This is a genomic window from Paenibacillus athensensis, assembly GCF_004514475.2.
GTDB classification, from domain to species: Bacteria; Bacillota; Bacilli; order Paenibacillales; family NBRC-103111; genus Paenibacillus_AL; species Paenibacillus_AL athensensis.
Genome location: NZ_MYFO02000003.1, coordinates 201,012 through 221,574, shown reverse-complemented (window position 1 = coordinate 221,574; position 20,563 = coordinate 201,012). Strand labels below are relative to the sequence as shown.

20 protein-coding genes and 1 tRNA gene are annotated in these 20,563 nt (G+C 58.3%); 8 read left to right on the top strand and 13 right to left on the bottom strand.

Annotated features, from left to right (window positions below; genetic code table 11):
- Window positions 1-13: 13 nt before the first annotated feature.
- Window positions 14-259, bottom strand: a complete 246-nt coding sequence (locus tag B5M42_RS07450) for a hypothetical protein (RefSeq protein WP_230632788.1) — start codon at window positions 257-259, stop codon at window positions 14-16.
- A gap of 118 nt (window positions 260-377) precedes the next feature.
- On the opposite strand from B5M42_RS07450, the gene B5M42_RS07445 reads away from it, so the two are divergent.
- The gene (locus B5M42_RS07445) at window positions 378-1,607 is read left to right on the top strand and encodes an NAD(P)/FAD-dependent oxidoreductase (RefSeq protein ID WP_134752555.1); all 1,230 of its coding nucleotides are present in this window, start codon (window positions 378-380) and stop codon (window positions 1,605-1,607) included.
- 405 nt (window positions 1,608-2,012) lie between these two features.
- Window positions 2,013-2,486 carry a DnaJ family domain-containing protein gene (locus B5M42_RS07440; RefSeq protein WP_167689871.1) on the top strand — a complete coding sequence of 158 codons (474 nt, stop codon included), beginning with the start codon at window positions 2,013-2,015 and terminating at the stop codon, window positions 2,484-2,486.
- Between the two features lie 215 nt (window positions 2,487-2,701).
- On the opposite strand, the gene B5M42_RS07435 is transcribed toward B5M42_RS07440, so the two are convergent.
- Window positions 2,702-3,283 (bottom strand): suppressor of fused domain protein, encoded by a 582-nt coding sequence (locus tag B5M42_RS07435; protein ID WP_167689869.1) that lies wholly within the window; start codon window positions 3,281-3,283, stop codon window positions 2,702-2,704.
- Window positions 3,284-3,481: 198 nt separating this feature from the next.
- Here B5M42_RS07435 and B5M42_RS07430 point away from each other — a divergent pair, with 198 nt between their 5' ends.
- Entirely contained in the window at window positions 3,482-4,000 is a 519-nt protein-coding gene (locus tag B5M42_RS07430; protein WP_134752549.1) for a DUF3231 family protein, read from the top strand.
- A gap of 76 nt (window positions 4,001-4,076) precedes the next feature.
- Here B5M42_RS07430 and B5M42_RS07425 read toward each other — a convergent pair.
- A tRNA-Thr gene (locus B5M42_RS07425) sits at window positions 4,077-4,149 on the bottom strand.
- Between the two features lie 155 nt (window positions 4,150-4,304).
- Between B5M42_RS07425 and B5M42_RS07420 the strand changes: the two genes are divergently transcribed.
- A complete protein-coding gene (locus tag B5M42_RS07420; RefSeq protein ID WP_134752547.1) occupies window positions 4,305-4,613 on the top strand; it encodes an LSm family protein in 309 nt (102 codons plus the stop codon).
- A gap of 104 nt (window positions 4,614-4,717) precedes the next feature.
- On the opposite strand, the gene B5M42_RS07415 is transcribed toward B5M42_RS07420, so the two are convergent.
- Window positions 4,718-5,188 carry a CBS domain-containing protein gene (locus B5M42_RS07415; RefSeq protein WP_134752545.1) on the bottom strand — a complete coding sequence of 157 codons (471 nt, stop codon included), beginning with the start codon at window positions 5,186-5,188 and terminating at the stop codon, window positions 4,718-4,720.
- A gap of 80 nt (window positions 5,189-5,268) precedes the next feature.
- Complete coding sequence (locus tag B5M42_RS07410; RefSeq protein ID WP_167689866.1) at window positions 5,269-6,471, bottom strand: NAD(P)/FAD-dependent oxidoreductase; 1,203 nt, start codon at window positions 6,469-6,471, stop codon at window positions 5,269-5,271.
- Window positions 6,472-6,872: 401 nt separating this feature from the next.
- Here B5M42_RS07410 and B5M42_RS07405 point away from each other — a divergent pair, with 401 nt between their 5' ends.
- Complete coding sequence (locus tag B5M42_RS07405; RefSeq protein WP_134752541.1) at window positions 6,873-7,073, top strand: cold-shock protein; 201 nt, start codon at window positions 6,873-6,875, stop codon at window positions 7,071-7,073.
- A gap of 50 nt (window positions 7,074-7,123) precedes the next feature.
- On the opposite strand, the gene serS is transcribed toward B5M42_RS07405, so the two are convergent.
- From serS to B5M42_RS07380, 5 genes are all read right to left on the bottom strand, one after another.
- Window positions 7,124-8,407, bottom strand: a complete 1,284-nt coding sequence (gene serS / locus B5M42_RS07400; protein WP_134752539.1) for a serine--tRNA ligase — start codon at window positions 8,405-8,407, stop codon at window positions 7,124-7,126.
- Window positions 8,408-8,744: 337 nt separating this feature from the next.
- Complete coding sequence (locus B5M42_RS07395; RefSeq protein WP_167689864.1) at window positions 8,745-9,596, bottom strand: YhfC family intramembrane metalloprotease; 852 nt, start codon at window positions 9,594-9,596, stop codon at window positions 8,745-8,747.
- Between the two features lie 334 nt (window positions 9,597-9,930).
- Window positions 9,931-11,319, bottom strand: coding sequence for a class II fumarate hydratase (fumC, locus tag B5M42_RS07390; RefSeq protein WP_134752689.1), 1,389 nt, complete (start codon window positions 11,317-11,319; stop codon window positions 9,931-9,933).
- A gap of 98 nt (window positions 11,320-11,417) precedes the next feature.
- A complete protein-coding gene (locus B5M42_RS07385) occupies window positions 11,418-11,810 on the bottom strand; it encodes an acyl-CoA thioesterase (protein WP_134752535.1) in 393 nt (130 codons plus the stop codon).
- 131 nt (window positions 11,811-11,941) lie between these two features.
- Window positions 11,942-14,797: an S-layer homology domain-containing protein gene (locus tag B5M42_RS07380; RefSeq protein WP_167689862.1), complete on the bottom strand. Its 2,856-nt coding sequence runs from the start codon at window positions 14,795-14,797 to the stop codon at window positions 11,942-11,944.
- A 292-nt stretch (window positions 14,798-15,089) separates the two neighbouring features.
- On the opposite strand from B5M42_RS07380, the gene B5M42_RS07375 reads away from it, so the two are divergent.
- Window positions 15,090-15,257 (top strand): hypothetical protein, encoded by a 168-nt coding sequence (locus B5M42_RS07375; RefSeq protein WP_167689860.1) that lies wholly within the window; start codon window positions 15,090-15,092, stop codon window positions 15,255-15,257.
- Between the two features lie 203 nt (window positions 15,258-15,460).
- On the top strand, window positions 15,461-16,003 hold the full coding sequence (locus B5M42_RS07370) for a DUF3298 and DUF4163 domain-containing protein (RefSeq protein WP_134752688.1): 543 nt from the start codon (window positions 15,461-15,463) through the stop codon (window positions 16,001-16,003).
- 242 nt (window positions 16,004-16,245) lie between these two features.
- Here B5M42_RS07370 and B5M42_RS07365 read toward each other — a convergent pair whose 3' ends face one another.
- On the bottom strand, window positions 16,246-17,178 hold the full coding sequence (locus B5M42_RS07365; RefSeq protein ID WP_134752532.1) for a TRM11 family SAM-dependent methyltransferase: 933 nt from the start codon (window positions 17,176-17,178) through the stop codon (window positions 16,246-16,248).
- 1 nt (window position 17,179) lies between these two features.
- A complete protein-coding gene (locus B5M42_RS07360; protein WP_167689858.1) occupies window positions 17,180-17,734 on the bottom strand; it encodes an RDD family protein in 555 nt (184 codons plus the stop codon).
- A gap of 299 nt (window positions 17,735-18,033) precedes the next feature.
- Here B5M42_RS07360 and B5M42_RS07355 point away from each other — a divergent pair, with 299 nt between their 5' ends.
- Entirely contained in the window at window positions 18,034-19,038 is a 1,005-nt protein-coding gene (locus tag B5M42_RS07355; protein WP_167689856.1) for a LacI family DNA-binding transcriptional regulator, read from the top strand.
- A gap of 151 nt (window positions 19,039-19,189) precedes the next feature.
- Here B5M42_RS07355 and B5M42_RS07350 read toward each other — a convergent pair whose 3' ends face one another.
- Window positions 19,190-20,551, bottom strand: coding sequence for a peptide ligase PGM1-related protein (locus B5M42_RS07350; protein ID WP_134752525.1), 1,362 nt, complete (start codon window positions 20,549-20,551; stop codon window positions 19,190-19,192).
- Window positions 20,552-20,563: the final 12 nt, after the last annotated feature.

Genomic DNA, 20,563 nt, shown 5'->3' with positions numbered 1-20,563 from the left:
CTTGAATGTAAACTTACGGCTGAAGCGGCGCGGCCGGGAGCTGCTGCTCCAAGCCCCCCATCAGCATGCGGTAGTGCCGGCGGTGCGTTTGCAGCATGTCGCTGCACAGCTGCCGGAATTGCGGATTGGCCGACGAAGCCATCGCCACGGCACATTGCTTGATCAGCAAATCCTCGTTGGACATCGAATCCACCATATACTCCATTTCCTTGCCCGTCAGCGCAGCTCCGCTTGTTGGCATAGTCGAATAGGTGTGCATAAGTCTCCTCCTTTCCGTTGCCTTCTTACTATGACCCCATTTCTGGAAAATTATGAATAATCACTTTAACCCCATCCCATACTACCGATATTCCCGAACATAGAAGGAGCATACCCGCATGGATCTGCATACCGGCTCGCTGTACTGGCCGCAAACCCTTGCCGAAGTCCCGTCCTATCCGCCGCTGCAAGCGGATATCGAATGCGAGGTCGTCATTGTCGGCGGCGGCTGTGGCGGCGCGCTGCTGGCCCATTACTTGATGAAAAAGCAAATTTCGACCGTTCTTCTGGAAAAAAAGACGATCAGCTCCGGCAGCTCCTCTGCCAATACCGGCTTGCTGCAATACGCCAACGACAAGCCGTTGACTGCTTGTATGCACACCTTTGGCGCCGAATACGGCCTGCGCGTCTATGAGCTTTGCCGGCAAGCTGTGGCGGATTTGGGGCAAATCGCGGCCGAGCTGCCGCTTGATGTCCAGTACCGGCAACGGCCGAGCCTTTACTTTGCTACCTGCGAAGCGGATGTCCCCAAGCTGCGCAAGGAATACGAGCTGTTGGCGCACTCCGGGTTTCCTGTCGAATATCTGGAATCGGAGCAAATCGAGCGTCGCTTTGGCTTCCGCAAGCCGGGCGCCATGTATTCCCAAGGCGACGCTGAGATCAATCCGTTTCGGCTTGCTGCCGCGCTCGTGCAGCAGGCGCATGAGCAAGGCATGCGCGTATACGAGCAAACAGAAGTGCTGCATCACACGTTTGACGGTGCGCAGGTTACGCTGCATACGCGCGGACACAAGATCAAAGCGCGCAAGGTTGTGTTCGCAACCGGCTATGAAACGCAGCGTTTTCACCGCAATCCGAACGCTGTGCTATCGAGCAGCTATGCGATTGTGACCCAGCCGGTCTGCAGCTTCGCAGATTGGCCGGACCGCTGTCTGATCTGGGAGACGGCGCGGCCGTATCTGTACATGCGGACGACCGTCGACAATCGCATTATCGCCGGCGGGCTGGACGAGGCGTTGACTGCACCCGAGCAGCGCGATCCGCTGCTGGCACACAAGCGCGAGATTCTGCTGGCCGAGGTGCGCAAGCTGTTTCCGGCCATTCCGGAGCTGCGCGCCGACTACAGCTGGTGCGCCACCTTCGGCGGCACCCATGACGGGCTGCCGCTGATCGGCGAGCAGAGCGGCTTCCCGGGCTGCTATTTTTTGCTCGGCTACGGGGGCAACGGCACGGTGTACGCCACGTTCGGCGCGCAAATCATCACCGCGCTGATCACCGACGGACGGCACCCGGACGCCGAGCTATTCGCTTTCGACCGCAGCCCGTCCGGGCAGGGCGTACCGATGTAGGCGGCGCATAAGGGCTGGACGGCGGAGAGGCTGAGACCGTGGGCGCACAGACTGGACGCTCGACGGTGAGTGACGGGCGCGGACGGCTCGATGACGGGCAGGGACCACGGGCGTACAGACTGGGCGCTTGACGGTGAGCGACGGGCGCGGACGGCTCGATGACGGGCTGGGACCGCGGGCGCACAGACTGGGCGCTCGACGGTGAGTGACGGACGCGGCAACCTGCTGCGCGCGGACGCTGCAGCAACATAAAAAGGCGATCATCGGCCTCGGCCCATGATCGCCTTTTTTACGGTTTCACCCCATCTGTCGGCTGCTTGCAAATGCAGCTTGACGGCGGGAAAACGGTGCTTTACGCTGATGCTATCGTTCTACAATTCAGATGAATCCAAGGAGGAGTTGCGCTTGAAGGACTCACGCCAAACCGACGGCAGACAACCCGGCAGCAATGAAGAACGAGGCTGGATTCCACTGCCGCGCAAGGTCGTTGTGGACACTGACGCAGAGCTTGCCGCCGACCGCCAGCTTCGCCACTGGCTGGACGAAGCCTTTGAAGCTTGCCGGACTGCCGGTGGTTTCGACAACCTGTCGGGCACAGGCAAGCCGTTGCAGGTGCCTACGGGAGATCCGCTGGCCGCGCTGCTGAAAAACGCCAACGCCGCGCCGCCGTGGGTGACTCTCCGCAAAGACGTACGCGACCGGATCGCCAAGCTGAATCGGCTACTGCTGCAGCAACCCGATCATCCCGACATCGACGGGCTTTTCACCGAGATCAACGACAAAATCGATACCCTGAACGTTCAAGCTCCCAGCCTGTCGCTCCAGCGCCGCCGCATCACGCGGGACAATATCGCCGAGCAGTTGGAAAAGTGGCTGTAGGAGATTGGACGGCAAGGCATGTGCGGACACAGATCGGCTACGAACTCGACGTGCCCGCTTCCTGCGAATCGTGCGGCTTCGCTAAGTCGCGTCGACGCTCCTCACTCACGAGTGCATGTCGGCTTCACAGCTCGTCCACCTATGGCAGACGCAGCGCGGTGCGCCATAATGCCCCGGCACACGGACATTGGCATACCAAATACAGAACAACGCCGCTACACGACCGATTTGCGGTTTAAATCGAACATGTTGATGGCATGGCTTTGGAATAAATCCCCCAGCTGGCCCGTACCGTTCTCCGCAGCAAAAGCGTGCTCCCGCTCGGAAATCGGCATGGCATACAGCCATGTCACCTGCTTGCCTCCGCCGATTGCAAGCGGTGCGCGAAGCTGCTCCCAGAAAAACGCCGGTACAAACAGCACATGCTTCATGTCGAGCCCTTGGGCATAGTCGGCCAGCACATGTTGAAAAACCAGCCCCGGCGCAAAGCCGTAGCCGGCCTTAATCACGTCAAACGACATCGCCAGCAGCGCATTCGGAAACCAAGTATATCGCGAATCGCAGACTGCTGCGATTTCCAGATGCAGCTGCGTGCCGTCGGGCAGCGGGTCCAGCTCATAGCCGGACAAGCCAATTGTTGAGTAAGCCGTTACACCCTCATAAGGGCGATCTTTACAGGAGAGAATGTCCAGACTGTTTTCCTTGTTTTCGTCGTAATACCGAAATACGTCCGGACGCCCGCCGAAAGCTTGCAGGAGCTGGTTGGCGATTTTTTTGTTATCTTCAGTAACGTTCATGGCGACCTCCATCGTCGTAGGTAAGTGAGCAAGCGCGGGATATGTGCGCCTCATACATAGATGTTCGCCGGGCGGACGCCCGTCCCCTGCTGCCGGCAGGGTTTTCGCGAAAGCAGAGTAAAGCGACAAGCCTTCGGATACATTAATAGCGTTCCAAAGCGGAACGGCAAAATTATTCCAAGGAGATGTTGAGCGCTTATGGGTATTTTAACAGGCAATCAAAAAGAAGAACCGCTGCATTACGGCGAGATTTACGATCTTTGGCAGTTTTCGATGAAGGCGAAGGGCTGTATTTCCGCTTATCGCGCTTACACCTACCATGCCGGCGACAAGGATTTGAAAAAGCTGCTGGGCGACCTGATCAATCAGGCCGAGCTTGAAGTGAGCGAATGCGATAGCCTTTTGTACGAAAACGGTATTGTCGCCTCTCCGTCCCTGCCCGCTCGCCCGGAGGCCAAGCTGGAGGACATTCCGGTGGGAGCCCGCTTCACCGATATGGAAATTGCCGCAATGGTCGGCGTCGATGTGGCTGCAAGCACCGTAGCCTGCTCCACTACGATGAGCAAATGCACGCGCGAGGACATCGGGGCGCTGTTTGTCAAATACCATGCCACCAAAACAGCGTTGGGCTTAAAGCTGTTAAAGCTGAGCAAGGAAAAGGGCTGGCTGGTGCCGCCTCCGCTGCAAATCAAACGTCCGGAGCTGGTTGAAGCCTGATCCGGCAGCAACGCCTAAAGCCAGCAAACACCAAGAAGCGCGGACTCCCTGAGGGAACCCGCGCTTCTTGTTCGGATGCTGATGAGAGGACTCGAACCACCGACCTACGCATTACGAGTGCGTTGCTCTACCACCTGAGCTACATCAGCATATATCCAAAGGTCTTGCAAGAAATAATGTAACAAAAAATTGCAGTTTGTACAATAGATATTTTTGGAAAATGCCCAGTCCGATCGCTGCTTTGCGCATAGGCTGTTAACAAAAAGCAGGCTGATGACCAGCCTGCGCGAAGGAGCGAATTGTCATGTATCCAACTGCATCCGTATCGGTGATTTATCAGGCAGATCCGGCTTGGGCGGCGCAGGCCATGCACAAAAGAGAAGCTGTCATGAGCGCAGTCCATGCCTGTATGGGGCACACCGTTCGCATTCAAACCATTGACGGTCAGATGTACGAAGGCGTGCTCGTTGGCGTGGACGGCCGACATGTCATGCTGCAGGTCAATGAACGCAGCTATCCGTCGTCTGCGTCCCGGGCTTTTTACAACCCGGCTGCAGCGACGATTCTGCCGCTGGTGCTGTTCGAGCTGCTCGTGATCGTGCTGCTTTCCTAGAACCGCAACGCGGCGAAGCGCCATCGCAGCCGCTGCCCGCAATACCAAAAGCCTCCGTCCCGTCCACACGACGAGCCGGAGGCTGCTCTGTTTATTCAGCGTCGTTATCCGGATAGCCGCTGCGCGCAGCGCTGTGACAAATAACGCACGATGTCGCCGCGGCTGATCAAGCCGGCGAGGCAGCCGCCGTTTTTTTCCACCAGCACCTTCTTGATATGCTTGCGGCCAAGCAGCGCGGCTACGTTGTCGAGCGGGGTCTCGACGTTGACGGTAATCGCTTTTTTCGTCGCCAGCCCCATGACGCTGCAGGTGAACAGCTCGCTGATTTTTTGCTCCATCGGCACGTTATCCGTCCACATGGCCACAAAGGTCAGCGAATCGATCACCAGCGGATTGTGCCGTCCGATCGCCCGCATAATATCGCCGTCGCTGATATAGCCGCAAATTTCGTTGCGGTCATTGACAACCGGCATGCCGCCGATCCGGTGCGCGTCCATTTTTTCCAGAACTGTGCGAATTGTATCATGTTCCAGAACCTTGACCACTTGGGTTACCATCACGTCGCTCGCTTTCACAAGATCGCCTCCCGGGTCCTTCAGGTTGATACATTTAAATTGTATGACAATTCACAAAGTTCCGTCAACGGACGAATGAACTATTTGAGCTTGCTGTCCACAAGGCTGGCCATGTCCCATGTCTTGAGGCGAATCGACAGCCCCGCTTTGCCGCCGATCAGCAGGTCGACGCCCAGCTTGCGCATCCAGACCAGCGCGCGCTCCGGCCCCAGGCTGATGCAAAACACCGTGGCGTAGCCGCGGTGCTCCGGCCCGCTGCGCCCCTGCGCGTCGGCGAGCATGATTTGGGCAAGGCGCCCGGCCTGCGGCCCGGCCTCCTTGCACGTCATGCCGTCGGCGCGGCCCGTCGCCGGGTCGACGATATGCGCGTTGTCGCCGATGGCGTAGACGCGCTCTTCGCCGTGGACGCGGTATTGCGCGTCCACGAGCAGCTTGCCGCCGGGCGTGACCGGCAGGCCAAGCCGTGCGGCGAGCGCGCTGGGCCTTGCGCCCAGCGTCCAGACGCACAGCGCCGACGCGAGCGTCTCGCCGCTCGCGAGCACGAGCCGTTCGGCTTCGGCGCGGACGGCTTTGCTGTTGTGCCGCACGGCGACGCCGAGGGCGGCCAGCTCTTGGCCGAGACGCCGACCGACCTTCGGCGGGGCGTCCGGCATAAGCCGCGGTGACGCGTTCACCAGCGTCACCGTAACCCGGCCGGGCTCGATGCCGAGCTGCCCGGCCCGGCTACGCAGCGCGTGCGCCAGCTCGCACGCGGTTTCGATGCCCGTGATGCCGCCGCCGGCCACGGTCACACTCAGCAGCGCGCGCTGCTCGGCTTCGCCCGGCGCGCGCGCTGCGGCGTCGAGCTGCTGCTCCAGCAGCTCGCGAATGCGGGCGGCGCTCGCTTCGTCCACGAGCGAGACGCCGCCCTGCTCCGGCTCCGCCGCCACGACCGTGCTGCCCAAGCAGAGGGCCAGCCGGTCGTAGGCGAGGCGTTGCACGGAGCCGTCAGGCCGCCGCAGCTCGACAACACGCGCTGCGGAATCCACAGCGGTCAGCTCCGCCTGCAGCACCTTCACCGCCTCGTCAAAATAGGCGCTGAACGGAATGCGCAGCTCGGCGTCGCCGACCGCTTTTTTAAACAGCATCACCTTGCGCAAATGCGACGTCATCTTGTCGACCAGCGTAATGCGCACGGCGCTCCCTTTTTGCTTGCGCAGCGCATGCACGACATGCAGTCCGGCGTAGCCTCCCCCAATGACGACAATATGCTCTTGCGTTGCTCTTCCTGCCTCTGTGCTCATATGCTCAAGCCCCTTTCGGTTGATGTGTCTATGAGACGAAACGCCAGCACGGTTTGTGACAGCGAACGCCGCCGCCGGCCCACCGCAATTATGACGTTTCCGTGACAAGCGTCCCAAACGCGCATAAATGGACGCGCTATTGGATATATTATCAAAGCTGCACATGACGCAGGCTCTGCCTCGGCATGCAGCAAGCGCAACGCGCCAATCGGCGCGCAAAGGACGGCGCTGCGGCCCGGCCGCACACCGCCGCCCGGACATCTTCGCTCCCGGCAAGGCAAGGCCGGGCCTTGGCCCGCAAACGCCTTCCGGCCCTACATAAGGACTGTCCGTGTGGACAGTTTTTTTCCTTTCAGCTTGCAGCCGCTGACCGATTCGATCCACGAGAAGGAGGGGTTTGTTTGTATTTTTCCAAAAAAGCAGCTGAAGCCGTTCAAGAAGAGCAAACGGACATTTGGCAGTGCAGCACGGAGGGTTGTCCCTGCTGGATGCGGGCCAATTTTGCCTTTGAGGAAACGCCGGACTGCCCGATTTGCCAATCGTCCATGATCAAGGATACACGCATGCTGCCAACGCTCAGCAATATCAGCGGCAAGCGCTAGAAGCGCGCAAAAAAGCACGGACGCTCCCGAGGGGCTCCGTGCTTTTTGGTCTATGGGTGCGGGACCAGCCGTTCCCGGCCATTCATGTAGGCTTGCAGAGCGCGGGGAATGCAGATCGAGCCGTCCTCCTGCTGATGATATTCAAGCAGCGGGATCAGGATCCGCGGCGACGCAACCGCCGTATTGTTCAGCGTATGGCAAAAACGCAATTCCCCGGCTTCGTCCCGATAGCGGATACGCGAGCGACGCGCCTGAAAATCGAGCAGATGCGACGACGAGTGCGTCTCTCCATAAGCCAGACGGCTGGGCATCCACGTCTCGATATCGATCTGTTTGTATGTTTTGGGCGACATATCGCCGGTGCATACCGCCACCAGCCGATAGGGCAGCTCCAGCAGCTGCAGCAGGTCCTCGGCATTTTCCGTGATTTCGCGAAAAAGCTGCTCCGATTTGGCCAAGTCCGCCTCGCATACGATCACCTGCTCCACCTTGGCAAACTGGTGCACGCGATACAATCCCCGCACATCCCGTCCCGTAGAACCGACCTCGCTGCGAAAACAAAGCGAAGCCGCCGCCAGCTTGATCGGCGCGTACACATCGACGATGTCGTTGTCCAAGTAGGATACGAGCGGAACCTCCGCGGTGCCGGCCAGCCAGCGTTCCTCGTCAGCCAACCGATACGACTGCGCCTCGCCCTGCGGAAAATACCCCGTGTTGACGAACGCCCCGCGGCGCGCCGTCAGCGGAACCTCCAGCAGCGTGAAGCCTTTGGCGACCAGCAGGTCGACGGCCAGCTGCTGCACAGCGCGATGCAGCTCAACCCCTGCCCCCTTCAAATAATACTGGCGGCTACCCGCCGTCTTGACCCCGCGGGCGATGTCGATCATGCCGTGAAGCTCCCCGAGCTCGACATGATCCTTCAGCGGAAAATCCCGCTGCGCTGGCTCTCCGACGCGTTTGATTTCCACATTGTCGGCATCCGAGGCCCCAATGGGCGTATCCGCGGATACGATATTAGGCGCTCGCAGCAGCAGCTCGTCACAGAGCGTCTCGGCAGCGCGCAGAGCCGCTTCCGTTCGGCTTAACGCCTCATTAATACGCTTCACCAGCGCCTTGGCCCGCTCCGCGCCAGCCTGATCGCCGCAGCGCAGCAAGCTTGCCGCTTCGCGGCTCGTCCGGTTGCGCTCCTCGCGTAACGTTTCCGTCTCGCGCAGCAGCCGCAGCCGCTCGTCGTCGCTCGCGATGAATTGGGCCACCGGGAAGTCCATTCCTTTTTGCTCCGCGACCCGTTGCACCTGCTGCTGATTTTGCCTGATCCATTTCCGGTCTAACATGGCACCGCACTCCTTTTCGAATAAAATACAAAAAGCGCCCTTTGTCCGATTGGGACGAAGAGCGCTGGTTCGCGGTGCCACCCAAATTGATGAACAGACATGGCGTCTGTTTCATCCTCTTTGTTCCGCGATAACGGGCGGGCCCGGTTAGCTTAGGAGGAGGAGCTTTGCCCTTGCCGCCCCCCTCTTGACGAAAACGCCTCCGAGTTGGATTCTCTTCATCGGCATAATTTCGGTATGCTTTCCACTATAAGCGATTCAGCCGGGAAAATTCAAGCGGTAGCGTGAAACTCTTCCGCATTCACAGCAAATAGGCTCACATAAGCCCGCATAGAGACTAAAGCAAATCTGTCTTTTCTGTTGCGATTGCGCTCACACCGACTGCGTCGCTTGGTGCATCTGCCCTGCCTGCAGGTGCCGTATGAACGGCATCGCCCGCACCGCGCTTCCAAAATCGTACCAGTCCCCACAAGCATACCGCCGCCACGACAGCCAGCAGGAGCTCCTCCAGCCACAGATGGCGCGGCGCAAGCAGCGCAGCCGAGCCGTCGAGCACGATATGCAGCCCCAGCGCGCCCCACAGCGGCAGCCACTTGCGGCGCACATACGCGGTATATACGAGAGCGCTCATGGCCACATGGAAGCTGATGGCCGACGCCCGCTCCAGCAGCGCCACCAGTTGCTCGTACCAAGCCGTATGCGCCAGCTTGTCAAGGGTCGGCTGGAGCGCCGCCGCCTGATCCGCCGGCAACGGTAACGCGCCTTGCGATACCAAAAACATCACCATACCCGAGGCGATGATCGACACACCGACAAGCGCCATGCTTTCAAATCCGCCATGCCCCAGGCCCAGCGCAATCGCATCACTCCGCGTCGGACGCCGGACCAGCCAGCGATACGTCAGATAACGGCCGCCTTCCTCAAAAACCCCCGCCGTTACCGCCGCGCCAAGCCCGAGCAGCACGCCGCTCCAGCCGGTCGTCCAGCCGTGAGCTGCCGCCGCTTTGGTCAATGGAATTTGCCACGGCAGACGCAGCACGACCTGTGAGACAAAAAACGTCAGCATCCCGATTCCAAACACGCCCCAGCGTAATGCAAGCCGTCTGCGGAGCACAACAAATACCGTCAGCGGCAGCGCGATACACAGCAACCCGGTCAGGATCATCGTTATAAAAAGTGAAATTGTCATAAGCATCGTCCCCTTTCGATCTGTCGCGTATAGTACGACGGACGCTGCCGATTCGTTCATTGCAGGCGAAAAAAAGCGCAGAGCCTGCCAAAAGCTGCTCCGCGCGCGCAAACTTCATTAGGGCTTCCGTTGCATTGCTGCGGCGGACTGCGTCAGCAAGTTCTGACAGCCGCCATATGTCCGGGCATCGCGCGGGAGTTACGCGCGCAGGACGGGACGCGGTACGGCAATGCAGCGGTATGGCAATGCAGCGCTACCCGGTATGGCGATGCGGAGATACGCGGCGCGTGCGGCGACGCAGCGGCGCAACAGCCCACTGCACTTCAGGCCCGCGTTACGCCTCCGGCCGCACCATCGCCGCGGGACGCACCCATTCGGCGAATTGCTCTGCCGTCACCAGCCCGCTTTGCACAGCCGCTTCCTGCAGCGTCAAGCCTTGCCGGTGCGCAAGCTTGGCAATGGCGGCGGCATTCTCATAACCGATATGCGGATTAAGCGCCGTCACCAGCATCAGCGAACGCTCCAGATTGCGGGCAATGACCTCGCGATTCGGCTCGATGCCCACAGCGCAATGCTCGTCAAACGAACGCACCGCATCGGCAAGCAGCCGCACCGACTGCAAAAAAGCGTAGATGATGACCGGCTTGAACACATTCAGCTCAAAATTGCCCTGACTGGCGGCAAAACCAATCGCGGCGTCGTTGCCCATCACCTGGCAGACGACCATCGTCAACGCTTCGCATTGCGTCGGATTAACCTTGCCCGGCATGATCGAGCTGCCCGGCTCGTTCTCCGGAATCGTCAGCTCGCCGATGCCGCAGCGCGGGCCGCTTGCCAGCCAGCGCACATCGTTGGCCACCTTCATAAGATTGGCCGCCAGCGCCTTCAGCGCACCGTGCGCATAGACAAGCTGGTCGTGGCTGGCGAGCGCGTGAAACTTGTTCGCTGCGCTCACAAAGCGCTTGCCCGTCTGCAAGCTGACCGCTTCAGCCACCCATGCGCCAAAATGCGCCGGCGCGTTGAGGCCCGTGCCGACCGCCGTGCCGCCAATCGCCAGCTCGCGCAGCGTATCCGCGGCCGCGCGCACCATCGCCGCTCCGCCCTGCACCATCGCCAGCCAACCGCTCATCTCTTGGCCAAGCGTCAGCGGCGTGGCATCCTGCAGGTGGGTGCGACCGATTTTGACGATATCGGCGAAATCTTCCGCTTTCCCCCTAAGCGTGGCCTCCAGCTGGCGCAGCGCCGGCAGCAGCTCGTCCTCAACAGCGAGCAACGCGGCAATGTGCATCGCTGTCGGGAACGTATCGTTCGAGCTTTGCGAACGGTTCACATCGTCGTTGGGATGAACGCGTTCGCTGCCTCCCGCCGCGGCCAGCAGCTCATTGGCCCGCCGGGCCAGCACCTCGTTGACGTTCATATTCGTCTGCGTGCCGCTTCCGGTCTGCCAGACGGCCAACGGAAACTGATCGTTCCATTGTCCGGCCAACACCTCGTCGGCCGCTTGGGCGATGCACGCCGCTTTATCGGCGGACAGCCCGCCATGCTCGCGGTTGACGTGAGCGGCGGCTTTTTTTAAATGAGCAAACGCTTGAATCAGGCCCAACGGCATTTTTTCCGTACCGATGCGAAAATTATCCAGGCTGCGCTGCGTCTGCGCGCCCCACAGCTTATCGGCGGGTACCTGCACCTCGCCCATCGTATCCCGCTCCACTCTGTATTCCACCATGTTCAAGCACCTCCAGACGTGTATAGACGTTATTACACTTCCCCTAAACGCTGGAAACTAAGCTTTAATGGCAACGCTACACTCACGCATACAGACTATTCAAAGAACTTGCGCAGCTCGTCAGGCACGCGTCGGCTTTGACGGGTGATCCGATCCATCGTTACGCTTGTTACAAGAGCGTCTGCACGCACTTCCCCGCGCTCGTCAAGAACCTCCTGCATCAACACGTAGCTGGAACGTCCGATGGTTGCAGGCTGGCAGGTAATCGTTAGCTGCTCTCCTTGCTTGCACTCTCGTCTATAATTCACATTGATGTTCACAGTAACGGTTTGAATCCCCATGCTCCCGAACGTTTCATAATCGAGCCCGCACTGCTCGTACCATGCTTCACGTCCCCATTCAAGATACTCTAAATACTTGGCGTTATTTACGTGACCGTTAACGTCAATTTCCGTTGATCGGACTACGATGGGCAACAAAGATTTCATACCGTCGGACTCCTTCTCCGGCTCAAGATGCGCTGGCCCGGAATCAAAACCTTTCTCACCATTGATCCTGCCAGTCGTAATGTCATTTTACAAAACAACCGGGCGGACGGCAATCTGGCCGGAATGGCTCATTAAAACATCAAATCTTGTCCGTTTAATGTAAATTCCGAGAATACTGCCGTTTTGGCTGCGGGACCCAATTTCCGGGTGAACAGCCCGATTTGCGGATTCGTTAACGGCAGAGTAAAGGAGTCTGCCGTCGGTGTCCATGTTATCCCATCTTGACTGTAATACCCGGTATAGGTATTGCCGCTTTTTTCGATTTTCAAATAAATGTCTTGCGGAAAGATGGAGTCAGCGTAGTTTTTATCGGAAGCGGACCCGGCTTGCCCCTTGGTGAAACGGATCTGATTGACGCTGGAGAAGCAGCGCCCCAGCGACACATAGTTTTTATCGTCCTGGTAAGCGATTAGTCCCGCGTATTCAAAATTAACCGATGCGTTGAACTTCACTTTTACAGAAAAAGAGAAGTCGTCGGTTCCCGGATTTTTCACAAGAATATTGCCTGGAAGCGCGGTTTGCGTGTTTGTAAAGCTGCCATCCTGGGTGGTGACATTCAGTTGCTTAGGATTGCCGTCCACAAACCAGTTGGCTGCGTTTTCTCTGATCCAGGTCCAGTCGCCAGCCAAATTTTTGCCCGGTCGCGGACCGGCCTCTGGGTACTGCCCATTGTACGCGTACACCCGGACATAATCGACCAGCATTTGCTTAGGTACGGTCCAATCCGTCGTTGCGTCGGGATTGCCCGGCCAATTACCGCCGACTGCCAAATTCAGTTGCAGGTAGAAATCGCGATCGAACGGAGCCGGATACGGATTGTCCGTCGTCTGGTTGGCGCTTCGGCTGTACCAGTCATTTTTTGTGGAATACAGGATCCCGTCTACGAACCATTGAATTTGGCCTGGCGCCCACTCTACGCTGAAGGTATGATAATCGTCGGAAAAGCTCCCGTTCTCCAGCGTATAGTTCCCGCCGGTATGATTGTAAGGATTTCCATAATGGATCGTGCCGTACACTTTATTCGGCTCATGACCCAACAGCTCCATAATGTCGATTTCGCCGCTGGCCGGCCAGCCGCCAAACTGGCTTGCGGACGGCATCATCCAGATTGCAGGCCACATCCCTTTTCCGTTAGGCAGCTTGGCCCTGATCTCATAACGACCGTATGTCCAGTCGCCTTTTCCCTTCGTCATGAGCTTGGCCGAAGTATACGCGCTGCCCTTATAGCTCTCCTGAAGCGCCTGCAGCACAAGGCTGCCGTTCTCGACTCGCGCGTTCTCAGGCCGCTGCGTGTAATATTGCAGCTCATTATTCCCAAAGCCGCCTCCGCCCTCGACAAAATTCCATTTCGACGCATCAATCGTGTTTCCATTAAATTCATCGTTCCATACCAGTGTCCAATTCGGATCAGAGGAAACGGGAGGCTCCGTCCCGCTACCGGGCTCCGTTGGCCCTGTCCCGCTTCCGGGCTCCGTTGGCCCCGTTCCGCTTCCGGGCTCCGTCGGTCCCGTTCCGCTTCCGGGCTCCGTTGGCCCCGTTCCGCTTCCGGGCTCCGTTGGCCCCGTTCCGCTTCCGGGCTCCGTCGGCCCCGTTCCGCTTCCGGGCTCCGTCGGCCCCGTTCCGCTTCCGGGCTCCGTTGGCCCCGTTCCGCTTCCGGGCTCCGTCGGCCCCGTTCCGCTTCCGGGCTCCGTTGGCCCGCTTCCGCTTCCGGGCTGTGTCGACCCGCCTCCTACGGGCTGGGACGAGCCGGCTCCTCCCCCGGACTGCGGCTGTGCAGGCTCCTGATCACCAGCCGCTGGCGCGTTAGCCCCCACTTTTCCGCCGGTGAGTCGAGTACTGCTCCCTTGTTTGACGCTTGTTCCGTTCACCTTCATATCGGCGTTCGTTTGCAGGCTTGCGATAGTCCCCTCCCCGCTGACGGTCGTTCCTCCCGCGGAAGCAGCAACCGATAACAAGCCTATGTGCGTTTGAGCGCTAATTTCCACGACAGCCTGGGACTGGATTTCCAGCTCGCTGATCGTTCCGTCGAGTACAAGCCGAATGCTGTGATCGGCACTGGACAGAATAGCCTTATTCACCCGGGAGCCTTCAATATGAATACTGTGGCTTCCACCTCCATGAATGCGCGCGACGCCGCCTATAACAGAATGTTTAATCCATGCGTCTCCGCTCCCGATCCCCTCGGCCACATACAAGTTTCCGGCGATATTAGCTTCTGTCAGCGTGATCCCCGAAGCGTTAATGACGGCGTTGCCTTCAATCTGTTCCCCCGCATACACGCCGGGAACCGTAAAAATTCGGGGTGCGATGCGATCCAGCATGACAACAGCCTCCGCGCGGGACAACAACTGCTTGGGTTTAAACGTTCCGTCCGCATATCCGGTCAAATAACCCGCCTCCGCAAGCGTGCGGACGGCTGATTTCGCATAGCTCTGAATAGCTGCTTCATCGCCAAACGGCATTGTCTGCACATCGGAAAGAGCCGGCAAGCGGAACGCTTTTTGTAACATGACCGAAGCCTCTTCACGGGTAACAGCCTGCAATGGACGGAAGGTGCGGCCAGGGTAACCGCTTACATATCCGGCTTTGCTCGCCTTCGCGACATCGCCGGCAAACCAGTCCGACGCATGCACATCTGCAAACAAATCGGATTCGCCTTCAGTAAATCCGAAAACCCGGTTGATCATTGCGATCAGCTCCGCACGGCTTACCGCTTGATCAGGATGCAAGGCGCCATCCGCGTACCCCGAAATCCTGCCTTGTTCTACCCATTTTTGAAGCTGCGGGCTCGCCCAGTGCTGACGGATATCCGCGTAATCAAGCTCTTTGCTTGTCGACGGACGATCTGCAGCAACCGCTGGGGAAACGACCGATATAGACAACAAGCCTGCCAACAATAAACAAAAAATCGTTTTTTGATTGATCATGCGCATTCGCTCCTGTTCCTGATTGGGAAGATAGCTCCTCGTCGGGTTGTATGAAAATTGTTCCGGCAAGCCCAATGTAACTGTTTTGTGGAATGAAAAAAAGCGGCGGATTTGACCAATATCAAAAATATTTGACTACCGTCAGGTCGGAAAGCAACCGATTTGATAGATCCAGACGAGTCTTCAGGAAGCTGGGACAAGACTACTTGAGCAGGGGTTTGTCAAGAGGGCGCATGTTTTGTGCAAAGCGTGGAATACTTCTTTTTGATCGTGTGTGAGGAGGTGATTTTCCATGTCCAATAATGTGAATAGCAGTAACAACGTTGTCGATCACGGGCTGAACGCCGCTCAAGCGAACGCCGAAGACAGCAAATCGAAAAAACAGGTGGACGAGCTGACGTCCAAGCTGAAAAACACATCGACTACGTCGCAAACCGACGTAACGAATGTGCAAAAATAACGGTCAACGACCGTTAGGACCGACCGCAACGGGGCCAAGCGCCCTGGCTGCGGTTTTTTTATACGCACGCTCCGCCCATGTCCTGAATAGCCTATAGTAAAAAAGGATGGGATTCCGTGCCGAATGCCAACGTCAACCTCAATCTGGAGCACCAGCCTGTAGAGCTCAAAACCTACCGCGTGGAAAAGGATCGGCTCAACCTGATGTATCCGGCCGTCGTGCGCTTGCAGAACCCGGCTGCCCAGCATCGCATAAACAGCGAAATCGTACGCGTAGTCAACCGCCAGTTGCACGAGCAGGGCTATCCGCAAAACCCGCAAACCGAAGTGACCGCGTATTACGAAATCAAAACGAACGAGCGGCAAATTTTGAGCCTGAGCTTGATTAATTATGCGTTCTCCGGCGGCGCTCACGGACTGACGCTGCAAAGCTCGCTGACCTTCAGCACGCAAACAGGCCACAGCTACACGCTCCGCGAGCTGTTCAAGCCCGGCGCCGACTATGTGAAGCGATTATCCGACATCGTCAAAGCGCAGCTCAAGGCGCGGGATATTCAGACGCTCGAGTCCTTCAAGTCCATCCGGCCCGATCAGGATTTTTACATCGCCGATAAATCGCTTGTGTTGTATTTTCAGCTGTATGAAATTACGCCATACGTGTACGGGTTTCCGTATTTTCCGATTTCAGTGTATGCCTTGCAGGATATCCTGGACGAAAACGGCCCGCTGGGGAAAATGATGTATTAAGCCGCCGATACTGGCGGCGATGTGGGGCGCGTCGTGGTGGTTGCGTCGGATGCGGGCAGCGAAGAACGAACAACGAGGATGCAAGCAAGGATGGGCAGGACGGGGGTGAGGGGACGCGTTGAGAGTACGGGAGCTGCGATTGGCGCATGGCGTAGGCTTGGACCCGTCCGGCATCTGCACGTGATGCGCTAAGCGGTGCTGTCCAGGCCGGCGCGTCTGCGGCGTAGGCTGTGCGCCCTGCTCTACTCGCAGACGTAGATATGGCGCGCAAATCGGCCCTTGCGCACCGTGCAACGTCCGGCGATGCGGAAGCCTGCCCGCTCCACCGCGTCGCCCAGCTCAGCCGTGGCTACGACCACGGCGCGGCTCGCCAGCCGTCTGGCGGCGGCGAGCATTTCCGCTTGCTCGGCCTCTGGCAGCACCGAGCAAAGGTTGTACGGCATATCCAGCACCAATGCCGTGTATGCCCCGCCGACCTGACGCATATCGGCGAGCGTCACCGCCCCTTCCGGGCAGCCGAAGTGGGCGAGATTCACCCGCGCGCCGCGTACGGCCAGCGGGTTCAGGTCAAACCCGACGATGTCGATGCCCATCGACATCGCTTCAATCAGCACCGTGCCCATGCCGCAGCACGGGTCAATCAGCCGCGCGCCCGCCGTCTCTGGCGCCGCGAGGTTCACCACCGCCCGGGCCACTCGCGTGCCGAGGGCGGTGGAGTAGTTCTGCGGCTTCTGCTGATGCCGCAGCCAGATCGGTTCGGCGAGCAGACAATCGCCGAACACCCAGCGGCCGCCGCCGAGCACGGCGGCCGCAAAGCGGCGCGCCGGGCGATGCATCTCCGCCCGGCCGCGCACGCGCAGCCCCAGCTCGCGCTCAATCGCGCGACGGGCTGCGTAAGACACGGTGTCGTCGGTTTCCGCGAACGACACCTTGAACGACGCTGCTTCAATCTGCAGCGCCGCAACCCGCTCGGCCAGCTCCGGCAGGCTGCCGGCCTCGCACCACACCCCAAGCCGCAGCTTGATAAACGGGCTGCGGCTCGGGTCAACCGGCCGCGGGCTCTGCGCGTACCGGCCCCGCGGCTCCGCAGAGAGCAGCGTGCGCAGCTCCAGCTCGCACAGCTCCTGCTCATCCTCGTGACAAGCGTACACATAAATGTATTCGCTCACGTTCATGCTACACCATTAATCCAAAGCCGATCATAATCGCCATAAGCGCGCCCAGCGCCAGCGCCACAAAAGACCGCAGCAGCCCCAGACGTCCATACGAAACGTTCAGCTCCAAGTTACGGTCCCAACTCGTGGCGCCCTCGCTTTTTAAACGGCGATACGCCACGATATTGGCGACAATCGTCAGAATACCGATGCCCGCTCCCATCCCGAACAACCACACCAGCGCGCTGCGCCGCCATACCTGGTCGCCACTAAGCCGCTCTCCATGCTCCTGACGCACGCGAATGCGCAGCAGCAGCTTGCCCGGCGTTGTGCCGAACGCCAGCATATACAAGCTCTCCAGCACCACCCACAGCATCATAAAGCCGATCGTCGTCACAACCGAATTGATTTGCTGCAGCCCTTCAGGATCGACGGATTGCCAAATCAGACCGATTACAAAGGAATGATAAAAGAGATCCAGCCCCCGCGCCCACAGCCGCAGCCAAGGGCGGGGCTCCGTGTCGTCGAACTCGCGTCTGGCGCGTATACGTCTCTCTGGCTTTGTCAACTGGGTCATGGATAAGCTCCTTTTATGCAAATTGGTGTATGAAAATGTTTTCCGAAAACCAGCCTTTGAATAAAAATTCACTATAGGCGGTTTCCCTTCCAGTATACCCGATGAAATCCCCATCGGCCAACAGTGACGCTGGATTTGCCGATTTGGCCGCCAGCGCGAACAGGCGTTTCACAAATCGTTATCGCGTTAGGAAAATGTTTTCGTAAAAATGCGGATTTTATTTGCAAAACTGTGCAAAACAAGGTATGGTTAACATAAATACTCATACATTTGTATGGAAAGAACGACTGAGGTGTTTCATGGCTCCAAACATTCGCGATATCGCCCGGATGGCCGGCGTATCAGTTGCAACCGTATCCAAAGTAATTAACAATTACCCGCATATCAGTCCGAAAACCAAAGAGAAGGTCATGACCGTGATCAAGGACGCGCAGTTTATGCCGAACTCTGTCGCCCGCGGCTTGGTCAAGGGACGCTCGATGACATTGGGCATGTTTTTGACCACCGGACTGGTACATCCGTTTTTCGTGCATATATTGGCCGGCATGGAGGATTCGCTCAAGGAATCCGGCTTCGATCTGCTTTATCTGTCACAGGTAAACTGGAACCCTGACTACAGCTTTGTGCGCCACTGCATGAGCCGTAACGTCGAAGGCGTCGTCGTGTTCGGTTTTCAACGCTTCGACCTGAATCTGGACGAGCTGGTGCAATCGGAAATTCCGGCGATCTTCATCGACCTTGACATGCTGGGCAAAAAAGCCGGCTACGTCACCTCCGACAACGTCGACGGTATCCGCAAAAGCGTCCGCTATCTCAAAGAGATCGGCCACACGCGCATCGCCTTCCTGACCGGCGGGCTGGAATCGTATGTCGGCAAGCTGCGCTTTGAAGGCTATAAGCAGGGGCTGGCGGACCTGGGACTTCCCTACTTGTCCGAATACGTCTACATCGGCGATTTCAGCCGGGAAAGCGGCATTGAAGCGACGCAGAAATTTTTGAGCCTCGACAACCGTCCTACGGCCATCGTCTGCTCCTCCGATATGGGCGCCGTCGGCGTCATCGAAGCGATGAAGGAAGCCGGCCTGTCCGTGCCCGGCGATATGTCGGTCATCGGCTTTGACGATATCGACATTGCGACGCACACAGTGCCCAGCCTGACGACGATTCGTCAGGACACCTTTGGCATTGGCCAGAATTCCATCCGGCTGCTGCTGGAAATTATCAACAACGCCAACTGTCCGCCGCCGACCATGATCGTGCCGACCGAGCTGGTCGTGCGCGATTCCTGCGCGCCGCTCGCTTAACGTCTCACGGCTCTCTCTCGTACCGCGGTACTTCATTGTACTACATGTCCCACCTGAAAATCGAACTTTTCTTCCATGAATCGAATAACAAAAAGGCACCTAAACCCTAAAGGTTTAAGTGCCTTTTTTCATATAGCCGTGGGCTTGTGGCTTACGCCAACACGCGATTCGATACGCGGCTGACGAAATCCTCCAGCTTGCTGCTCAGCTCGTCGACCTGCTCCCAGCTTTGCGCTGCAATCAGTGTGAACATCCGGCCGGTATACCCCGTGCCGCCTTCGTCCTGACGGACCGGCAGCGTGCCGGAAGTATACACGATCACGCCTTCGCGCGTATCTGCGTTGTAGGCGAGACCTTCCCGCGTCAGCGCGCTGTACAGCTCCTGGAAGTCGCAGGACGTGTCCGACATCAGCTTGAAGTATCGCGAGAACACCTTCATGGAGCCAAACGTATGCTCAATAAAGGAAATGTATGTGGACAACGTGAAGCGTCCGTTAATTTCGATAATCGGAATAATCCGGTCGTCCGACGTAATGATCGAGTCGATGCCTGCAACGCCGCTGTAGCCCATTTTGTACAAATAGTCGCCAATCACTTTACCGTGCTGCGCATACGCTTCGGCAACCTCCGGCGAAACGTCGGCTGGCAACTTGGAGCCGATGTAGACCGTATCGCGCAGGATTTGCTGCTTAATCGAGAACGTCGTCACTTCGCCGGACGGCGAGACGTAGATCTGATAGTTGATGTCCGCCTTCTTGTTGTACCAGCCTTCGATCAGCCAGCGGGCGTCCGGATTGTTGCGCGCCGTGCGGCCCAGACGGGTCAGCAGCGAGCTGAGCTTGTCCGGGTGGTCGATAATGTACAAGCCTTTGCCCGAAGCGCCGTGCGGTTCCTTGATGATCACCTTTTCAAAGGCGTTTTCGCCTTGAGTCAGACGCGCATATTCCTCGCGGATTTCATCCATCGAGCTGCACACGCGGCCTACGCAGGTGTCCAGACCAAGCTCCTCGGCAATTTCGCGGTTGAAAATCTTGTCGTTGACCTTGGCGTTGACCGCCGAAGGCGCGCCCATCAGCCGCAGGCCTGTTTTCTCGGCAATTTGCTCTTCCAGATAAGTCACGCCATAGGGCACGAAAAATACATCGTCGCGGCTCGCCGCCAACTGGGCCAGCTCCTGTAGCAGCTTCTCGTCCTTGAGCGCCAGCTCGGCAATCGGCGTCAGCCCGTCCACTTCCTCCGGCGAGAGGAAGCGCGGCACGGACAAGCCCCATGCCCGCAATTGATCCAAATAAGCCGCATCCGGCTGCTCGCGCACGATCAGCACGTCCTGCTCGCGGCACAGCAGCAGGTTCATCTCTTCTACCCGGTTGACGATCCGGTCCTCGTTGCGGTCGACGATGCCCGCAGACACGCGGTTCCAATATTTCTCTGCGCCGATATTCAGCAGCCAGACAATTACACCCTGCTCCCGCTCCGTTGTTAAATAGCGAATCAAATCAAATTGCTGCGTCATGGCCGATCCAGC

Bases quoted from the DNA above. Each gene is read 5' to 3' on its own strand.
- B5M42_RS07450 (WP_230632788.1), bottom strand. From the start codon at position 259: ATGCACACCTATTCGACTATGCCAACAAGCGGAGCTGCGCTGACGGGC.
- B5M42_RS07445 (WP_134752555.1), top strand. From the start codon at position 378: ATGGATCTGCATACCGGCTCGCTGTACTGGCCGCAAACCCTTGCCGAA.
- B5M42_RS07435 (WP_167689869.1), bottom strand. From the start codon at position 3,283: ATGAACGTTACTGAAGATAACAAAAAAATCGCCAACCAGCTCCTGCAA.
- B5M42_RS07430 (WP_134752549.1), top strand. From the start codon at position 3,482: ATGGGTATTTTAACAGGCAATCAAAAAGAAGAACCGCTGCATTACGGC.
- B5M42_RS07420 (WP_134752547.1), top strand. From the start codon at position 4,305: ATGTATCCAACTGCATCCGTATCGGTGATTTATCAGGCAGATCCGGCT.
- B5M42_RS07410 (WP_167689866.1), bottom strand. From the start codon at position 6,471: ATGAGCACAGAGGCAGGAAGAGCAACGCAAGAGCATATTGTCGTCATT.
- serS (WP_134752539.1), bottom strand. From the start codon at position 8,407: ATGTTAGACCGGAAATGGATCAGGCAAAATCAGCAGCAGGTGCAACGG.
- B5M42_RS07395 (WP_167689864.1), bottom strand. From the start codon at position 9,596: ATGACAATTTCACTTTTTATAACGATGATCCTGACCGGGTTGCTGTGT.
- B5M42_RS07385 (WP_134752535.1), bottom strand. From the start codon at position 11,810: ATGAAATCTTTGTTGCCCATCGTAGTCCGATCAACGGAAATTGACGTT.
- B5M42_RS07380 (WP_167689862.1), bottom strand. From the start codon at position 14,797: ATGATCAATCAAAAAACGATTTTTTGTTTATTGTTGGCAGGCTTGTTG.
- B5M42_RS07375 (WP_167689860.1), top strand. From the start codon at position 15,090: ATGTCCAATAATGTGAATAGCAGTAACAACGTTGTCGATCACGGGCTG.
- B5M42_RS07370 (WP_134752688.1), top strand. From the start codon at position 15,461: ATGTATCCGGCCGTCGTGCGCTTGCAGAACCCGGCTGCCCAGCATCGC.
- B5M42_RS07365 (WP_134752532.1), bottom strand. From the start codon at position 17,178: ATGAACGTGAGCGAATACATTTATGTGTACGCTTGTCACGAGGATGAG.
- B5M42_RS07360 (WP_167689858.1), bottom strand. From the start codon at position 17,734: ATGACCCAGTTGACAAAGCCAGAGAGACGTATACGCGCCAGACGCGAG.
- B5M42_RS07355 (WP_167689856.1), top strand. From the start codon at position 18,034: ATGGCTCCAAACATTCGCGATATCGCCCGGATGGCCGGCGTATCAGTT.
- B5M42_RS07350 (WP_134752525.1), bottom strand. From the start codon at position 20,551: ATGACGCAGCAATTTGATTTGATTCGCTATTTAACAACGGAGCGGGAG.